General features: G+C 57.0%; 13 protein-coding genes. 10 read left to right on the forward strand and 3 right to left on the reverse strand.

Annotated elements, in window-relative coordinates; translation table 11 throughout:
* Nucleotides 1–705: 705 nt before the first annotated feature.
* The 3 genes from RDL77_RS00615 to RDL77_RS00625 all read left to right on the forward strand — a co-directional run bounded on the left by RDL77_RS00615 (nucleotide 706) and on the right by RDL77_RS00625 (nucleotide 6,084).
* Nucleotides 706–4,839: a Pls/PosA family non-ribosomal peptide synthetase gene (locus tag RDL77_RS00615; protein ID WP_288191411.1), complete on the forward strand. Its 4,134-nt coding sequence runs from the start codon at nucleotides 706–708 to the stop codon at nucleotides 4,837–4,839.
* A gap of 85 nt (nucleotides 4,840–4,924) precedes the next feature.
* Nucleotides 4,925–5,407 (forward strand): GNAT family N-acetyltransferase, encoded by a 483-nt coding sequence (locus RDL77_RS00620; RefSeq protein ID WP_288191412.1) that lies wholly within the window; start codon nucleotides 4,925–4,927, stop codon nucleotides 5,405–5,407.
* Nucleotides 5,408–5,463: 56 nt separating this feature from the next.
* Nucleotides 5,464–6,084 (forward strand): 4'-phosphopantetheinyl transferase, encoded by a 621-nt coding sequence (locus RDL77_RS00625; RefSeq protein WP_288191414.1) that lies wholly within the window; start codon nucleotides 5,464–5,466, stop codon nucleotides 6,082–6,084.
* Nucleotides 6,085–6,160: 76 nt separating this feature from the next.
* Here RDL77_RS00625 and RDL77_RS00630 read toward each other — a convergent pair whose 3' ends face one another.
* Nucleotides 6,161–7,243, reverse strand: a complete 1,083-nt coding sequence (locus RDL77_RS00630; RefSeq protein WP_288191415.1) for an acyltransferase — start codon at nucleotides 7,241–7,243, stop codon at nucleotides 6,161–6,163.
* A 470-nt stretch (nucleotides 7,244–7,713) separates the two neighbouring features.
* Entirely contained in the window at nucleotides 7,714–8,523 is an 810-nt protein-coding gene (locus RDL77_RS00635) for an IclR family transcriptional regulator (RefSeq protein ID WP_288191416.1), read from the reverse strand.
* Nucleotides 8,524–8,696: 173 nt separating this feature from the next.
* Between RDL77_RS00635 and RDL77_RS00640 the strand changes: the two genes are divergently transcribed.
* Genes RDL77_RS00640 through RDL77_RS00670 form a run of 7 tightly spaced genes read left to right on the forward strand, consistent with a single transcriptional unit; the run spans nucleotide 8,697 to nucleotide 15,311 of the window.
* On the forward strand, nucleotides 8,697–9,770 hold the full coding sequence (locus tag RDL77_RS00640; RefSeq protein WP_288191417.1) for an ABC transporter ATP-binding protein: 1,074 nt from the start codon (nucleotides 8,697–8,699) through the stop codon (nucleotides 9,768–9,770).
* Nucleotides 9,767–10,639, forward strand: coding sequence for an ABC transporter permease (locus tag RDL77_RS00645; RefSeq protein ID WP_288191419.1), 873 nt, complete (start codon nucleotides 9,767–9,769; stop codon nucleotides 10,637–10,639). Before RDL77_RS00640 ends, RDL77_RS00645 begins: the two co-directional genes overlap by 4 nt.
* Nucleotides 10,640–10,643: 4 nt before the next feature.
* Nucleotides 10,644–11,438: an ABC transporter permease gene (locus RDL77_RS00650; RefSeq protein WP_223614283.1), complete on the forward strand. Its 795-nt coding sequence runs from the start codon at nucleotides 10,644–10,646 to the stop codon at nucleotides 11,436–11,438.
* Nucleotides 11,438–11,746, forward strand: a complete 309-nt coding sequence (locus tag RDL77_RS00655; RefSeq protein WP_223614284.1) for a (2Fe-2S)-binding protein — start codon at nucleotides 11,438–11,440, stop codon at nucleotides 11,744–11,746. The genes RDL77_RS00650 and RDL77_RS00655 overlap by 1 nt, the downstream gene beginning before the upstream one ends.
* On the forward strand, nucleotides 11,739–13,109 hold the full coding sequence (locus tag RDL77_RS00660) for an NAD(P)/FAD-dependent oxidoreductase (RefSeq protein WP_288191421.1): 1,371 nt from the start codon (nucleotides 11,739–11,741) through the stop codon (nucleotides 13,107–13,109). The genes RDL77_RS00655 and RDL77_RS00660 overlap by 8 nt, the downstream gene beginning before the upstream one ends.
* Nucleotides 13,106–14,272, forward strand: coding sequence for an FAD-binding oxidoreductase (locus tag RDL77_RS00665; RefSeq protein WP_288191423.1), 1,167 nt, complete (start codon nucleotides 13,106–13,108; stop codon nucleotides 14,270–14,272). Before RDL77_RS00660 ends, RDL77_RS00665 begins: the two co-directional genes overlap by 4 nt.
* Nucleotides 14,256–15,311 (forward strand): ABC transporter substrate-binding protein, encoded by a 1,056-nt coding sequence (locus RDL77_RS00670; RefSeq protein ID WP_288191424.1) that lies wholly within the window; start codon nucleotides 14,256–14,258, stop codon nucleotides 15,309–15,311. Before RDL77_RS00665 ends, RDL77_RS00670 begins: the two co-directional genes overlap by 17 nt.
* A 70-nt stretch (nucleotides 15,312–15,381) precedes the next feature.
* On the opposite strand, the gene RDL77_RS00675 is transcribed toward RDL77_RS00670, so the two are convergent.
* Entirely contained in the window at nucleotides 15,382–16,305 is a 924-nt protein-coding gene (locus tag RDL77_RS00675) for a LysR family transcriptional regulator (RefSeq protein ID WP_223614288.1), read from the reverse strand.
* Nucleotides 16,306–16,319 lie beyond the last annotated feature (14 nt).

Raw genomic sequence — 16,319 nt, forward strand, 5'->3', positions numbered from 1 at the left:
AAGACATCATTTTCCAACAGGTATAAAGCTGAGCTTTCATTTCCTTGACGATGACTTTACCGACACGGGATCGATGCAGAGCCTCGGCTACATTGCCCATGCGTCATTTGTGGCGGCAATATCACTCAGCGTAAAATCTTATGCCTACCCGGTCGCACTTAACGTCACCGCGAAGACGCCCGAAAAAGCCCGAACCCGAATAATATTCTTCATCTGAATGATCTCTTCTGCTGTCTTCGTTCTTCTGCCAGCAATAGTCGGACTTGCAATCTGTCGAAAAATGGGCTGCCTATACTGAAAATGGAATAAGGAGCGGTCCCTTGCAACGCACTTTTCTCCGGTTGGTCGGTTCCTGCTTGCGGTCGGCACTTCTTTCCACGGAGACAAGGGGAGATTACTTCCTGTTCACGATTTTTCAAAAGATTTATCTGTCAGTTATATTATCAATAAAGTTCTTGATCTTGGCGTTATATGATATCGTCACACCTGTGATGGGCAGAGGACGGGGGTTCAAAGCAAAAGCAAGTTAGAGTTGCGGGCTTTTCTTTTATGGAAGCTTAGGCTATTCCGCCGTCCATGACTGAAAGGTCAATTGCAGCTACCGCGCACAATCAGCCGATAGACAGTGCTCGCTGAAGAGGCAGCACGGTGTTTTCTGCGGGCATAAGCCCGGCGATGCTCGACCTACGACGAGAGAGTTTGGAAATGGACCATGGTGTTGACGGTGCCGGACGCGACAGGGGCGCGGCGGAAAATTCAAGTAACCAGCCTGTAGCAAGGACTGGCTTCGGAAGTATTGATGCGATTGTAAAAAACGCCTCCGACTCCGGAACGATTGCACGCCCGCAGATTTTGACGGGTGCTGACTTTGCGCAAGAAGGGCGCCCGGGTGAACGGCTTGACCGCTTCTTCGAGGAGCTTGCACAAACCTATGATGCGTCACCGGCGGTTATCTCCGAAGGACGCGTCTGGACCTATCGCGAGCTGAACAGGCGCGCCAATCAGTTCGCCCGTCTCCTGGCGGATCGGGGCGTGCAGCCCGGCGACCGGGTCGGACTCCTGCTCGACCGTTCCGCCGAGACCTACGTTGCATTGCTGGCCGTGATGAAGGCCGGTGCGGCGTTTGTTCCGCTCGCCACCGCCTTTCCCGAAGAGCGGATGAAGCTCATCATCGAAGATGCCAATGTCGGATTGATCATCACCATTGCGGCCTATTCTTCCCGGGTCGAGCAGTTGCCTGTTCCCCATGTGTTGATCGACGGGGCTGCAGCCGAAATCACCGCCAAGCCCGACAAGCCTTTGCCGTTGAATCCTGCAGCCTCCGCGGCCGAGGACATCTGCTATATCCTCTACACCTCGGGTACCACCGGCAGGCCCAAGGGCGTGGCCATCACACATCAGAGCATCTGCAACTTTGTCCGGGTCGCCGCCGCATCTTATGGCTACCGGCCGGGCGACCGCGTCTATCAGGGCATGACCATCGCCTTCGACTTCTCTGCGGAAGAGATCTGGGTGCCTTTCGCCGCCGGTGCAACGGTGGTGCCCGCGCCGGGACCGCTGACACTGGTTGGCGAGGAACTTGCTGATTTTCTCCGGGCGAATGATGTAACATGCATGGCCTGCAGCCCGACCCTGCTTTCCTCCATCGAAAGCGATGTGCCAAGTCTGCGGGCGCTGCTGGTGGGTGGCGAAGCATGCTCGCACAACCTTGTGGTGCGCTGGTCGAAACCAGGACGGCAAATCCTCAACACCTATGGCCCCACCGAAGCCACCGTTACCGCCACGATGGGCCTGCTCACACCCGACAGGCCCGTGACCATCGGCGCGCCGCTGCCCACTTACTCCATTGTCGTGATCGATCCTTCCGTGTCGGCACTGACCGAGCCAGGCGAGCTTGGCGAAATCGGCATTGCCGGCATCGGTCTTGCGGTGGGCTATCTCAACCGGCCGGACCTGACGGAACAGAAATTCATTCCCGATTTTCTCGACCTGCCGAACAATCCTTCAAAGCGCATCTACCGGACGGGTGATCTTGGCCGGATCAATGACGATGGCGAGATTGAATATCACGGGCGCATCGACACCCAGGTCAAAATCCGCGGCTACCGCATCGAACTCGGAGAAATCGAAACCGTGCTGCTGGAGCAGCCCGCAATCGCACAGGCCGCCGTCACGACCTGGGAAATTGAACCCGGCCGTGTCGAACTCGTTGCCTACTATGCTCCCAAGAGCGGCATGCCGCCGATCTCCCGCGCCGACATTGCCGGAGAGCTCAAACGGCGCCTGCCCGACTACATGGTGCCATCCTATCTGGAAGAGCTGGACGCCATCCCGATGACCGTCTCGAACAAGGTGGACTTGCGCCAGCTTCCCAAGCCGACAAGCGTGCGTTTGTCGGCCGAACGAACCATCACCCCGCCCAGCAATGATGACGAACGCTTTTTGGCCGACGTGCTGGCCGAAGTGCTGAAGTTCGACGAGGTGTCCGTGGAGGACAACTTCTTCGACGATCTCGGCGCCAATTCTCTGCTGATGGCCCGTTTCTGCGCGCGCGTCCGCACCCGGAAAGAGTGGGCGACGACGTCCATGCGGGATATCTATCTCTATCCCACCGTCGCCCGCCTTGCGCAGCATCTGCGCATACCCGAGGAGATGGCGACCGCCGTCAACGAGCGCGTTCTTACGCACCGGGCGTCGAACATTGCCTATTGGACCTGCGGAGCGGCGCAGCTGCTTTTCTACGGTCTCTATAGCTACTTTGGACTGTGGGCACTGGACCGCGGACTCAACTGGACCTACGACAAGCTCGACGAGCCGCTGCAACTCTATCTGCGTTGTGTCCTGCTTTCGGGTGGCATCTTCTTTGGAATGTCAGGCGTTGCCATTGTTGCAAAATGGGTGCTTGTGGGGCGCTGGAAGCCGGAAGTCTTCCCCATCTGGGGCTGGCGCTACTATCGTTTCTGGGTTCTGCAGACGTTGATCCGCACAGCCCCCGTTGTGCTGTTCCGCGGCAGCCCGCTCTATAATCTTTATCTGCGGCTCCTCGGAGCCAAGCTCGGACGAAACGCAGTCATTGAGTGCCGCACCGTTCCAGTGTGTACGGACCTCATATCCATTGGCGACAATGCGATTCTGCGCAAGGAATCGATGATCCTTGGCTATCGAGCCCAAGCCGGCTATATCCAGACGGGATCGCTGACCATCGGTCATGATGCATTTGTCGGTGTGGGCTGCACGCTCGACATCGACACCAAGATGGGCGACCGCTCCCAGCTCGGCCATTCGTCCTCGCTTCAGCGTGGGCAGAGCATCCCCGACGGTATCCGCTGGCATGGATCGCCGGCAGTGCCGACGACCGCTGACTATTGCAAGGTTCGCAACGTCAATCCGTCCAATATCCGGCGCTTCCTCTTTGAAGCCGTTCAACTGGTGGGCTTGTTTACCCTCGTCACCCCCATCCCGCTGCTGTTCCACAGCTATTGGCAGAATGTCAGCGACGACTACCAGGAAACCATCGGCATTGTGGCGATCGGCACCACCGTCACGTTATTCGGATATATTGTCGTGGCCTTTTTGGCAGCAACAATCGTGCCTCGCTTGCTCAGTCTGATTTTGAAATCTGGCCGCACCTACACGCTTTACGGGTTCCGGTACTGGTTGCAGACTGTGGTCGAATTCACCAGTAATTCGCGCGTTCTCAATCTCATGTTCGGCGACAGCTCAGCAATCGTCCATTACATGCGCGCCATCGGCTGGAACCTCAACAAGGTGGTGCAGACCGGTTCCAATTTTGGCAGCAACCAGCAGCACGAAAATCCGCTCCTTTGCGAAATCGGCAGCCAAACCATGGTGTCGGATGGGCTGTTCATGATCAACATGCACAAGTCCGCCTCCTCATTCCGGCTTGAGCATACGAAGATTGGCGAACGCAACTATTTGGGCAACAACATCTACTATCCGCCGGACGGACAGACGGGCGACAACTGCCTGCTTGGCACGAAAGTGATGATCCCCATTGACGGACCGGTCCGTGAGAATGTCGGCCTTCTCGGCTCGCCGTCCTTTGAAATCCCTCGCATGGTCAACCGCGACAAGGAACTTATTGCCGGCATCAGCGAAGAGGACCGGCGCCGTCGCCTCAAGTTCAAGAACCGTTACAATGCGATGACAGCGCTGCTGTTTCTGGCAGCGCAGTGGGTCATGCTGTTTGTCACATTGGTGATCTGGGACCGCGCGCTCAACTACTATACCGAATGGGCGCAGACCGCGCTCTTCGTCGCCGTGCTCCTGACGTCGGTCATCACCATTCCATTCTATATTCTGGTGGAGCGGGCAAGCCTCGGTTTCGGCAAGCTGAAGCCGCAGATGACGACGATCTATGACGTTACTTTCTGGCATCACGAACGCCACTGGAAGCTGGCGGATTCGCCTATCATCCGCCTGTTCGCCGGCACGCCATTCCGGCCGATGATCCTGCGCCTGCTGGGCGTCAAGATGGGCCGGAGGGTCTATGACGGCGGCAGCAATCTGACCGAACGTTCGCTGGTGGAAATCGGCGATGATGCCACCCTCAATGAAGGTAGCGTCATTCAGGCCCATTCGCTCGAAGAAGGTGCATTCAAGTCCGATTTCATCCGCATCGGCCGCGGCTGCACGCTCGGACCTGCTGCCTTCATCCATTACGGTGTCGTGATGGGCAACGGGTCGGTGGTGGATGCGGATTCATTCGTGATGAAAGGCGAAGTACTGGAGCCCAACTCCATATGGCGGGGTAACCCGGCCAAGCTTCACCGGTTTGTCACGCCTGTTCTGAACAGTGGTATGAAGACAACCGCTTGACCCTCGCCTTCGCGATGTGGATTGTTGAACTGCAAAACGCTCCTGAAATGCTTGCATCCCAGGAGATTGTGTCGGAGATCGCATATTGACAGACCGCCACGGGAAGGTCGTTGACATCCAGCTCGCACCCGTCACCGAGGCCGTCAGGGCCCTGGTGACGTCGCTTGAACTTGCCCCGGAGCAGTTGGATTTTGTTGCAAGCAATACGGAATCCCTGGATGAGGCCGCGCTTGATGCGGATGCACGGCCGCGCGTCGTGATGGCCGGGGACCGCGTCGTCGGATTCCTCATGTACGAGGCGCCCGCAGACGATGACGAGGCGACGATCTACCGTTTTATGATCGATCGCGCCTATCAGGGCAAAGGCTATGGCAAAGCTGCCTTGCGCAAGGTGCTGGACGAAATCAGTGGCCTTGGACACGTGCGGCACGTTTCGATCTGCTATGAACCGGAAAACGAAGGTGCGCGGCACCTCTATCGCGCCGCAGGCTTCGTGGAAGAAGGATTGGACGAAGACGGAGAAATGATTGCCGATCTGGTTCTGCCGACGCAGACGGTTGACCCGTGACGTACCCACCCCACATCTCCGCAAATCCGTCAGCAGAATTAACCCTCCTGGAAGCCATGAATGGCATTGCACCGGAGGGCGTCCGGGTCGGATGCCGGACTATCCGTGACGGGGATGAGGCCTGCCTGCTGCCCCGGGAAGCGCATTCCATTCCGTCACGCCACCCGGCCAGGCGCCGGGCCAGCGGCGCCGCGCGGCGGGTCGCACATGGATTGCTGGCGGAACATGGCTTGAACGACGTTGCGATCCTGCGCGCGTCATCCGGTGCGCCGGTATGGCCCATGGGGATGACCGGTTCTCTGGCCCATGACGAGGAAATGGCCGTAGCCGCGGTTGCAACTCTTTCAGCCAAGATCGGCTCAATCGGCATCGATGTCGAACCTGCCACAGCGCTCCCGGATGATATTTTTTCGCTCGTTGCAACCCGGGACGATGTGACAGACGCGGTGGAGCCGAGCCTTGCCGGCCGTGTCCTGTTCGCGGCCAAGGAGGCCGTCTACAAGGCTGTGTATCCGCTCGACCACGACATGCTGGACTATGACGATATCGCGGTGGATTTGAACGCAGGCCACGCGATGACCAGCACGGGACGCAGGGTGAGTCTCACATACTGCATTGCGCCAAGAGTGGTCGCCCTCGCCCTTGTTCGCGGCAGTGGTCCGGTCGGGTTTGCTTGACCCGCCCCGCCCACGCGACCGGACGATTTAGTCAAGTGAACCGGATATCCTTTGGAATTTGACAGCAATCCCCATGTCAAATCACCATCTCGGGCCGCAGTGGCTTGCTGCCGGCTGTCAACCATTTTGCAAAATTGATCATCCGCTTTTCCACGACCACAAATACGGCCCATGAGACCAAAATCGTAAGAAGAACACACAGACTCATAACAAGCAGGTCGCTCCATTGCCCGGTCAATGGAAAAACCCGGTAGACAAGCGTACAGACGATCCAATGGAACAGGTATATCGAATAGCTGATCTGACCAATGAACGAGAGGAACGCGAAATTTGGTCGCGCGCTCGAGACCGCAGCAATGAAAACAACCGCCGCGAGCCCATAGGCTCCCAGCACCGGTTGCAATCCGGTGATGACAAAACCATCGTCACGCCCAAGTGAAAAATCTGATACTGCCGCTATTGAAGCGAACTGCACACAAAGCAGGCCGATCGCAGCAAGCCCGGCATATCTAACCTTTTCCATGATCGCCAGACGCAGCAGCAATCCGCAGAACAAGAATGACAGATGCAACCCGATATATTGGACGGGAATGTTTGCAGAGAAATAAAGCCGGGCCAAAATCGGCAGAACTGTCGACGCCACAAGGAGAAGTCCAAACGCAAAGATCGCACGAAAATCAAAGAGGAATCCGGTTGCAAACAATGCAGCAGCCAGGAAATAGAACACAAGCTCGATGAACAATGTCCAGTAAATACTGGAAAGCCAGGCTTTCCCGAACAGGGTCGGTGCCATCGTCAAGTTCGCTGTGATCGTCGCAAGGCTCGGCGTGTTCCCGTCACTCCAGTACAACGCCGTCAGCGCAGCAATCGCAACCCATAGCGCCGGATACAGCCGGAACAGGCGCGATATCGCAAATCTCTTGAGAGGCCGATCGCCGCGAATGCTGAACGGGACAACGAAACCACTGATCAGAAAGAATAAAACGACGCCGAACCGTCCAAGGTCGATATTGTCAATCGACTGGCCCGCGAAGCTGAACAAAGCTCCTGGTCCAGCAGCACTGCTGCGTAGCATGTCGCCGAACATATGTTGAACCAAAACAGAGAGCGCAGCGATAGCCCGCAGGCCATCGATATGTGATAGTCGGTTTAAAGACATGGTTCATCATTCAGCAGTTAGAGAAAATTGTCAGCCTAAAGCAACGAACCGTTACCCGACCCCCCAAGCCAACACCGCGCATTCCCCTGAAATTTCGCGTCATGTTGTAGTCTTTGAATATTCTTGTTTCACCCTACCAGCCAGTTGTTACCTATTGCGCCGATAGTTCGGTCAAATTGTCTTAACCTGCTGTAACGAATTTGATAGCAGAGCGCTGAGCATTTGCAGCGGGCTTTTCAAGCGGTGTCAAGCGGTATTGAGCATGATAGCTTATTACGACCGGGTTCTGTTCTTGTCGTTGAAACAATAGATCAAGTTCAAATCGCAAAAACGGCCGATATGTCTCCCACTCCGGCGCGAGCCAAGCACATCGCGGAAATAATGCCGTGGGTTGCTCCAAAGCCCATCTCATCTCTCTTCATCGCTTTCACTGCCAACGGTCCTCTTTCAGCGAAACTGTACGCCCGCGCCTAACGCGAGAGCGCCTGGCTTGGATAACGCAATGTCGGATCAAAAGGATTGAGTTTCGCACTGATCGCAGCGGCTTCTGACTTCAAGAGCTCTGTCATCGTAGCGCGGCGCGCATCAGTCAAACGATCGGACAGTGTGCCGATACTAAGAGCGGCGACTGCACAGCCCCTGTTGTCAATGATAGGCACGCCGAGCCCCGCCATGCCTGCTATCATGTCAAAATTGATGTGCGCCGCCCCCAGACGCCGCACTTCCTCTATCTTGATACGCAGATCAACTTCATCGATCTGCGAGCGATCCAGAATGCGTGGCATATTGAACTGAATGATTGCGTCACGCTCAGGTTCCGGCAGAAAAGCCAGGATTGCAATACTTCCCTGGCCGATTCCAAGGGGCACCTTCCCGCCGATATCGCCTGTGAAGGACCGTATTGGAAACGGCCCTTCCACGCGATCGAGGCAGACAGCGTCAAAGTTGCTGCGAACGAGAAGAAACACCGTGTCATTCAGGGTTGCCGAGAGCCGAAGGAGCGACGGCCGTGCGATCTCAAGAATACCGTCGCGGCGGCGGGCCTGAGCCGCCATTGAGAAGAACTCGAGGGACAGGCGGTATAGCTTGCTGCCTGGCAATTGCTCGACCAGGCTCTCGGCAGCCAGTGATTTCAGCAAGCGGTGGGCAGACGGTTGATTCAACCCAACAGTCAGGGCCAACTCTTTCAGCCGCATGCCTTCTGCCGGCCCATGCGAAAGCGCCTTCATGAGGTTTACAGCCTTGTTCAGACTCGTACTTGTTTCGATCTGCTGTTTCATTTCCACAACCATTTTTCTGAAAATTAGTATGGTAATTTTGTATTTCAGAATTTTTATTAATTTTATTCCAAAATACAAGATTTCATTTGATGAACCCTTCGGATTTGGGTCACTAATAGTGAAACTGCCACAAAGCAACCACGATGGCGGATATGAATTCAGGGGATTGCGGTATGGGATTCTTACACCTTGAGCGGGTTTCCAAACTTTACGGAGAGTTTGCCGCCGTTCGTGATTTCGATCTGGAAATCGAACAGGGCGAGTTCATTTCGCTGTTGGGGCCGTCCGGTTGCGGCAAGACAACAACCCTTCAGATGATCGCCGGACTGGTGGCGCCGACAAACGGCAGAATTACCCTCGACGGCCGGGATATCACGCGGGAGAAACCGGCCAGACGCGGGCTTGGCGTGGTCTTCCAGAGCTATGCGCTCTTTCCGCACATGACCGTCGCGCAGAATGTCGCCTTCGGACTGGAAATGCGGAAAATTGCAAAGGCCGAGCGTGACAGACAAGTTGCGGAAATCCTTTCGCTGGTCCAGCTGACCGCCCTCGCCGATCGTTATCCGCGCGAAATGTCCGGTGGTCAGCGCCAGCGGGTGGCAATTGCCAGGGCGCTCGTGATCAAGCCGCCCGTATTGCTTCTCGATGAACCTCTCTCAAATCTCGACGCCAAGCTGCGCGAAGAAATGCAATTCGAATTGCGCCGCATTCAACGCGTCGTCGGCATTACCACGATCATGGTGACCCACGATCAGGCGGAAGCCCTGTCCATCAGCGATCGCGTCGTGGTGATGGAAGGTGGAAGGATCACGCAGGTCGATCATCCCTACAGCCTGTACGAACACCCGAAGAATAATTTTATTTCCTCGTTCGTCGGCAAGTCGAATTTTCTGGCCGCCCGCGCGGTGAAAGAAACTGCTGGTGTATCGCTGCTCGTTGACAACACGGATCTGAAAATACCGGCAACGGGAAACTATCCGGGCGGCGAACTTTGCCTGTCGGTCAGGCCGGAAAAGATCCGCTTGACGGATCCCGCCGGCGGTATGCTGCGTGGATCGGTATCGAGCCGTTATTTTCTTGGAAACCAATGGCTTCTCAGTGTCGCGACGCCAGCGGGCGAAATATCCGTCTCGGTGGCCAATCTGGGCGCTCCGCCGCCATCTGAAGGAGAGGTCACGGGGCTCGCGTGGAACATAGAAGAATGCCGGATACTGGCCGCTGAGCAGGAAGGCATTCTACAATCATGACAGGCGTAGCGATCAGACCCTCGCCGCGCCTGCCGGCACCATTCTTTCTCGCAGCACCGGCCACACTGCTGTTCATCGGGCTTATTCTCTTACCCCTCGCATTGACGGCCGTTCTGTCATTCAATGTCTATGACTACAGCAGCGGCGTTCAGAACCGGTACACAACGGCAAACTATCTGACCGTTCTCCAGGATCCCTATTACCTCGCCATATTCTGGCGGACGTTGCGTCTTGCCTTGCTCACCACGGTGATCACGGTCCTCTTGGGAACACCGGAGGCCTATATTCTCACGCGCATGGGCAAGCCGTGGCGCTCGATCTTCCTGCTTGTCATCATCGGGCCGCTTTTGGTGTCCGTCGTTGTCAGGACCTTTGGCTGGAGCATGCTGCTTGGCCGCGATGGCCTCGTCAACCACGCCCTGGCCATGCTCGGCCTCGAGCCGGTACAGCTGCTTTATACGGAAACGGCCATCGTCATCGCTCTCGTTCACATCATGCTGCCCTTCATGGTCATTCCTGTGTGGACGGCTTTACAGAAGCTTGATCCGACGGTTGAAGCCGCCGCACTATCGCTGGGCGCTTCGCGGTTTACCGCCTTGCGCCGCATTGTCTTTCCTCAGGCAACACTCGGCATTCTCTCCGGTAGCCTGATCGTTTTCGGGCTTTCGGCCAGTGCCTTTGCCATTCCGGGCCTGCTTGGCGGTCGGCGGCTCAAAATGGCTGCAACGGTGGTCTACGATGAATATCTGATCGAGCTGAACTGGCCGCTCGGAGCGGCGATTGCGATCATCGTGCTGTTGGCAAATCTTGCGATCATGCTGGCTTACAACCGCATGGTGGAGCGTCAGGCAAAGCGGAGGCTCGGATAACGCCATGCAGAAGAACGGTCTCTTTGCCCTCGCATTCCACAGCCTGATTGTCCTCTTCGTGCTGGCACCCCTGATTGTGGTCTGCCTCGTCGCCTTCACGCCCCAGAACACGCTTTCCCTGCCATGGGATGGCGTGTCTCTGCGGTGGTTTTCGGCGGTCTTCCATCATCCCGACTTCGTCGCCTCATTTTGGAACAGTGCGCGTCTGGCTTTATTCTCGGCAACCATCTCCACGACACTCGCAGTACCGTCAGCGCTCGCCATCACCCGATATTCATTCAAAGGCCGGGACGCACTCAATGCCCTGTTTCTGTCGCCGCTCATCATTCCGCATCTGGTGATTGGCGTGGCCTTCCTGCGGCTCTTTTCGTTCATCGGCGCAACCGGTTCTTTCGGCTGGCTCGTGGCTGCCCACGTGATGGTGATCATGCCCTACGCCCTCCGCCTGATATTGGCCGCCCTGAACGGCATGGACCTCAGCGCTGAAATGGCGGCGCGTACGCTTGGCGCCGGTGAGTGGACCGTGTTCCGGCGGATTACCTTTCCGATGCTCCTGCCCGGCATCAGTGGCGGATGGCTGCTCGCCTTCATCAACAGCTTTGACGAACTGACCATGTCGATCTTCGTGACTGCACCATCAACCATCACCCTGCCGGTGCGCATGTACATGTATGCGAGCGAATCGATTGATCCAATGATGGCTGCCGTCTCGACCCTGATGATCGCCCTGACGGGCATCACCATGATCATTCTCGACAGGTTGTTCGGGCTTGATCAACTGCTGGTTGGAAAAGGCTGATGGCGGCACATCATTCCCGGTCGCAGTTTCAGCGTCACTTCAGACGCGATGAAGCGCCCATCCCATTCACGATCGATGGCATTGCATATTCCGGACGGCGCGGCGACACGGTTCTCGTGGCCATCATGTCCGTAACAGACCGCCTGCGCCAGAGCGAGTTCACCAGTGAACCGCGTGCAGGGTTCTGTCTTATCGGAGCGTGTCAGGATTGCTTCGTGACCCTTGCCTGCGGAATGCGGGTGCGGGCGTGCACCACGCCTCTCGAGGCGCAGATGGCATTCATAACAAGAGAATCCGGCAATGAATGATACGTCACCCGCGGTGGTTGTCGGAGCCGGGCCCGCAGGAATCTGCGCCGCAAAAACGCTTGTCGCCGCAGGGTTGCGCCCGATCGTGATCGATGAAGGTTTGCGTGCCGGTGGTCAGATCTATCGCCGTCCGCTCCTCGATGACGGTCGTAGTGCCACAGATCTCTATGGCTCGGAAGCGGCCAAGGCCACCAGACTGCACCGTGAATTCGATGCCCTGCTCCCGTCCATCGATTACCGGCCGCAGACACTGGTCTGGAATATTGCGGACAATCAGCTCCACCTTATGGCCAATGGAGATCATCAGCAGATCAGCTTTCAAAATCTGATCCTTTCGACTGGCGCCACCGACCGCGTGCTGCCTTTTCCCGGCTGGACTTTGCCGGGCGTCTATACGTTGGGCGCAGCCCAGACCGCACTGAAAGCACAGGGCTGCACCATCGGCAAAAAGGTCGTCTTTCTCGGATCAGGCCCGCTTCTCTACCTTGTTGCCTGGCAATATCTGAAGGCCGGCGCCAACGTGGCCGCTGTACTCGACACAGCTCCGTTCACTGCCAAGCTCAATCTTCTCTCCGCATTCCGGTTCGATCCGCGTCTCGTGCTCATCGGGATGTCCTACGCGGCAAGGCTCGTTCGCCGCGGCGTAAAGATTCGCTACAACGTTCGTCCAACGGGTGTGGACGGCTCTCAACATGTCGAGGGGCTGAGTTTTAAATCCGGAGCAAAGACACATTCCATAGCGTGTGACGCAGTTGCATACGGTTTCGCGCTTCGTCCCGAAACACAATTGGCAGACCTTGCGGGCTGTTCATTCCGCTTTGATGACAGGGATCGTACGTGGTTGCCGGTAACGGATGAGACCGGCCGCACGAACCGCAAGGGCGTTTACCTCGCCGGTGATGGCAGCGGCATTGCCGGTGCCGATGCCGCGGAGATTTCAGGCGAACTCGCCGCCCTCGCCCTGATTCAGGATTCCGGAGCACCGGCTGATCCCGGGCGAATGTCTGTGCTTGCGGGAGCGCGCCGGCGGAAAGTCAAACTGAGGGATGCTCTCGAAAAAGCATTCCCGTTCCCGGAAAACTGGTTTGAACAGGTTCCGGGCGAGACTAAACTCTGCCGTTGCGAGGAAATCACCGTTTCCTCCGTTGTCGACACGCTGCATGGAAATGACCTTCGTGAGCTCAACCGGCTGAAAGCGCTGAGCCGCGCGGGTATGGGCCGCTGTCAGGGCCGCATGTGCAGCGCGGCTTTGGCGGAAGTTCTTTCATCCACGCAAAAGCTCACTCTAACGGAAATCGGACGCTTGCGGGCGCAGGCGCCGGTCAAGCCACTACCGCTTTCTTTGCATGAGGGCGGCGCATGACCCGGCGTCTCTCTGCAGACGTTGCCATAATAGGCGGCGGCCTGGTCGGCAGTTCCGCCGCCCTTGCGCTGCGCTTGGCTGGCCTGTCGGTCATCCTCATCGACAAGGGCTTTTGCGGGGCGCAGGCAAGCGGCGTCAACTATGGTGGCGTGCGGCGTCAAGGCCGCTCCGCAGCTCAGCTCCCGCTCTCACAACGCGCCCACCAGATCTGGCCGAGATTGAAGGAGTTGATCGGGATCGATGGAGAATACCAGCGCAGCGGGCATCTGAAACTCGCACGCACGCCGGAGGACTTCGCAAAGCTCGAACACTATGCAGAAACCGTAAAATCCTTTGGTCTTGATCTCGAGCTGTACACTGGCGCGATGGCAAAAGCCCGTTTTCCATGGCTGTCCGGAAACATCGCCGGCGCTTCGCTGTGTCCGGACGACGGACAGGCCAATCCCCGGCTGGTATCGCCAGCCTTCGCCAAGGCAGCACGAGATGCCGGGGCGATTGTCCTTGAACAGACCGCTGTCCATGCGGCGGTGCGCGCAAATGACGGGTTTGCCCTTCAGGCGGGCGCGGACTGCGAAATAACCTGCCGCTTCCTCATCAACAGTGCCGGGGCATGGGCCAACAAAATTGCCGCCGACTTCGCCGAGCCCGTGCCGCTCTCTCGCATATATCCCTCAATGGTCGTGACCGAGCCGCTTGCACCGCGGTTGCCCGTCAGCCTCGGAGAGGAAGGCGGCGGTTTCTACTGCCGGCAGGTGACACGCGGAAACTATATCATGGGCGGCGGGCGTGGCTATGCCCTTGCCGATCCTGATTTTTCCCGTCCGTCCACCACGGCTGCGCAATCCGTCATGAAACGGGCCACCGCACTTTTCCCGCACCTTGCCGGCGCGCACGTGATCCGTTTCTGGTCGGGTACGGAAGGCCAACTTCCCGACAACAATCCAGTCATTGGCCCAAGCGGCACGACACCGGGCCTTTTCCATGCATTCGGCTTTTGTGGCGCCGGTTTTCAGGTGGCACCGGCGGTTGGTGCCGTCCTGTGTGACCTCGTCACATCAGGCGAAACAGTAACGCCAATCGACGCCTTTTCGATCGAACGCTTCAGAAACATGTCTTCACAACACAACGAGAAAAAGGGAACTCACAATGAAACAGTTGAATAATTGCCTGGTATCCACGATCGCTCTGACAGTCGCAGGATTAACCGCCTCGCACGCTCAGGCTGAAACGAAAACGCTCTACGTGGGAATGAATGGCGGAAATTACGAACGCACATTCACCCAGGACGTTTTTCCTGAATTCGAAAAGGCCAATGACGTCAAGATCGTCGTCGTGCCCGGAACATCCGCCGATATTCTCGCCAAAGCGACGGCAGCGAAAGATAACCCGCAGATGCATGTCATGTTTCTGGACGACGGCGTCATGGTTCGGGCAATCGGTACCGGACTTTGCCAGAAACTGCGGCCGTCACCGGTTCTAGACGACGTCACGCCCGGGGCACGCATGAAGGACGACATGGCTGTCGGCATCGACATGGGCATGACGGGCCTTGCCTACAACAAGCAAATGTTTGACCAGAATGGCTGGAGCGCACCCACATCATGGATGGACCTTGCCGATCCAAAATTCAAGGGCAAGGTGGTCTTCCAGTCGGCTTCCGTCTCGACGTTTGGTCTCCATGCGTTTCTGATGTTCAACCGCATCCAGGGCGGCAATGAGAACAATGTCGAACCGGGATTCGAGAAATTCGCGGATACGGTTGGCAAGAATGTCCTGGAATATATCTCCAGTTCGGCAAAAATTTCGGAAATGGTCCAGACCGGCGACGCTGCGATCTTTCCGCTCACGCCGACTGCCGTCAACAATCTGAAGGAGAAGGGTATTCCGGTTGAATATGCCCAGCCAAAGGAAGGATCAGTTGTGCTGACGGTCTCCGAATGTGTGATCGCAAACAACAGCGAACCGGAACTCAGCCAGAAACTGGCCCAATATCTTCTCTCTGCCGAGGCGCAAGCCAAGGCGTTGGACAAGGGGAACATCGTCCCTTCAAACGTCAAAACCCATGCAGGAACGACCGGGGGCGAAGAAAAGCTGACTGCCTTTCAGGCTTACATGAGCAATGCTAGGGTTGTGGATTGGGACGCAATCAACAAGAACCGGCCCGAATGGAACAACCGCTGGAACCGCAAGATCGAACGGTAATCCATGGTGGTGGAGCGCAGCACCGATCAAGGCTGCGCTCACCGCTTTGATGGACGAAGGCACTGTACCGTCACCCCGCCGGTACTACCCGAGCGGCTGCAACTTTTATATCGTCGATCAACCGGCTGACAAACATGTCCTCCATCCGCTCGTGAAGGACATAAATTCCCACATTGAACCGCTCGAGCACATTCTCGTCTTCGATAATGACGGGATAGACGTCCCGTTGCCTGAACGTGTGTGACATCACTGCCGAGTGACGGAAGACAGCATCGGTCTCCTTGATGTAATCAAGGCAAGCCGCCAGTGAGTTGGAGGCGAACGCAAACTTGTAGGCATTGGAAGCGATGTCCGCCCGTTCCCTGACATTATAGCCAAAGAGCCTCAGGTGCCTTGTTTCCGGAGAGCTGCTCACCACAGCCGGATATTCCTCCAATTCGGCCAGTTTTCGCGGTTTGCCGAGCAAAGGATGATCCGCCCGGACAAAATAGCCATTATGCACCTGTGTCAGCGGGAGGAAGGTCGTCCCCGTATCCCGCGCCATGCCCTTCACCTCATGGCCGATGAAAAGTGAGGTATCGCCGGAGAGCAGTTGATCCATGCAGCGCAATTGATTGCCGATGCTCACGTAAATCGGCGCATTTGGATTTTTCTGGCGATAATCGAGGATGAGGTCCTTGAGAAAAAGTGACCACCAGGAATAGCCGGTGCCGATATTCAGACCCTGTTCGCGGCGTGCGCGCTGCTCCTCGATGGACGCAATCGTATTGTCGTAGAGGCGGCGCATGACGCGGGTGTTCTCGTACAACGTCTCGCCGTAGCTGGTGAGGGTAATGCCGCGTGATGTGCGCACAAACAGCGGCACGCCAAGGCTATCTTCCAGCTTTTTCATGTTGAACGTCAGCGTGGGCTGGGTCACGAACAATGTGGTTGCCGCCCCGCTGATGGTGCCGGCTTCCGCAATAGCAAGAAACTGCTGGAGTACCTTGTCCATGACATTTGCTCTCC

Origin of the sequence: uncultured Phyllobacterium sp. (assembly GCF_902479695.1) — a bacterium.
Taxonomy (GTDB): Bacteria; Pseudomonadota; Alphaproteobacteria; order Rhizobiales; family Rhizobiaceae; genus Phyllobacterium; species Phyllobacterium calauticae.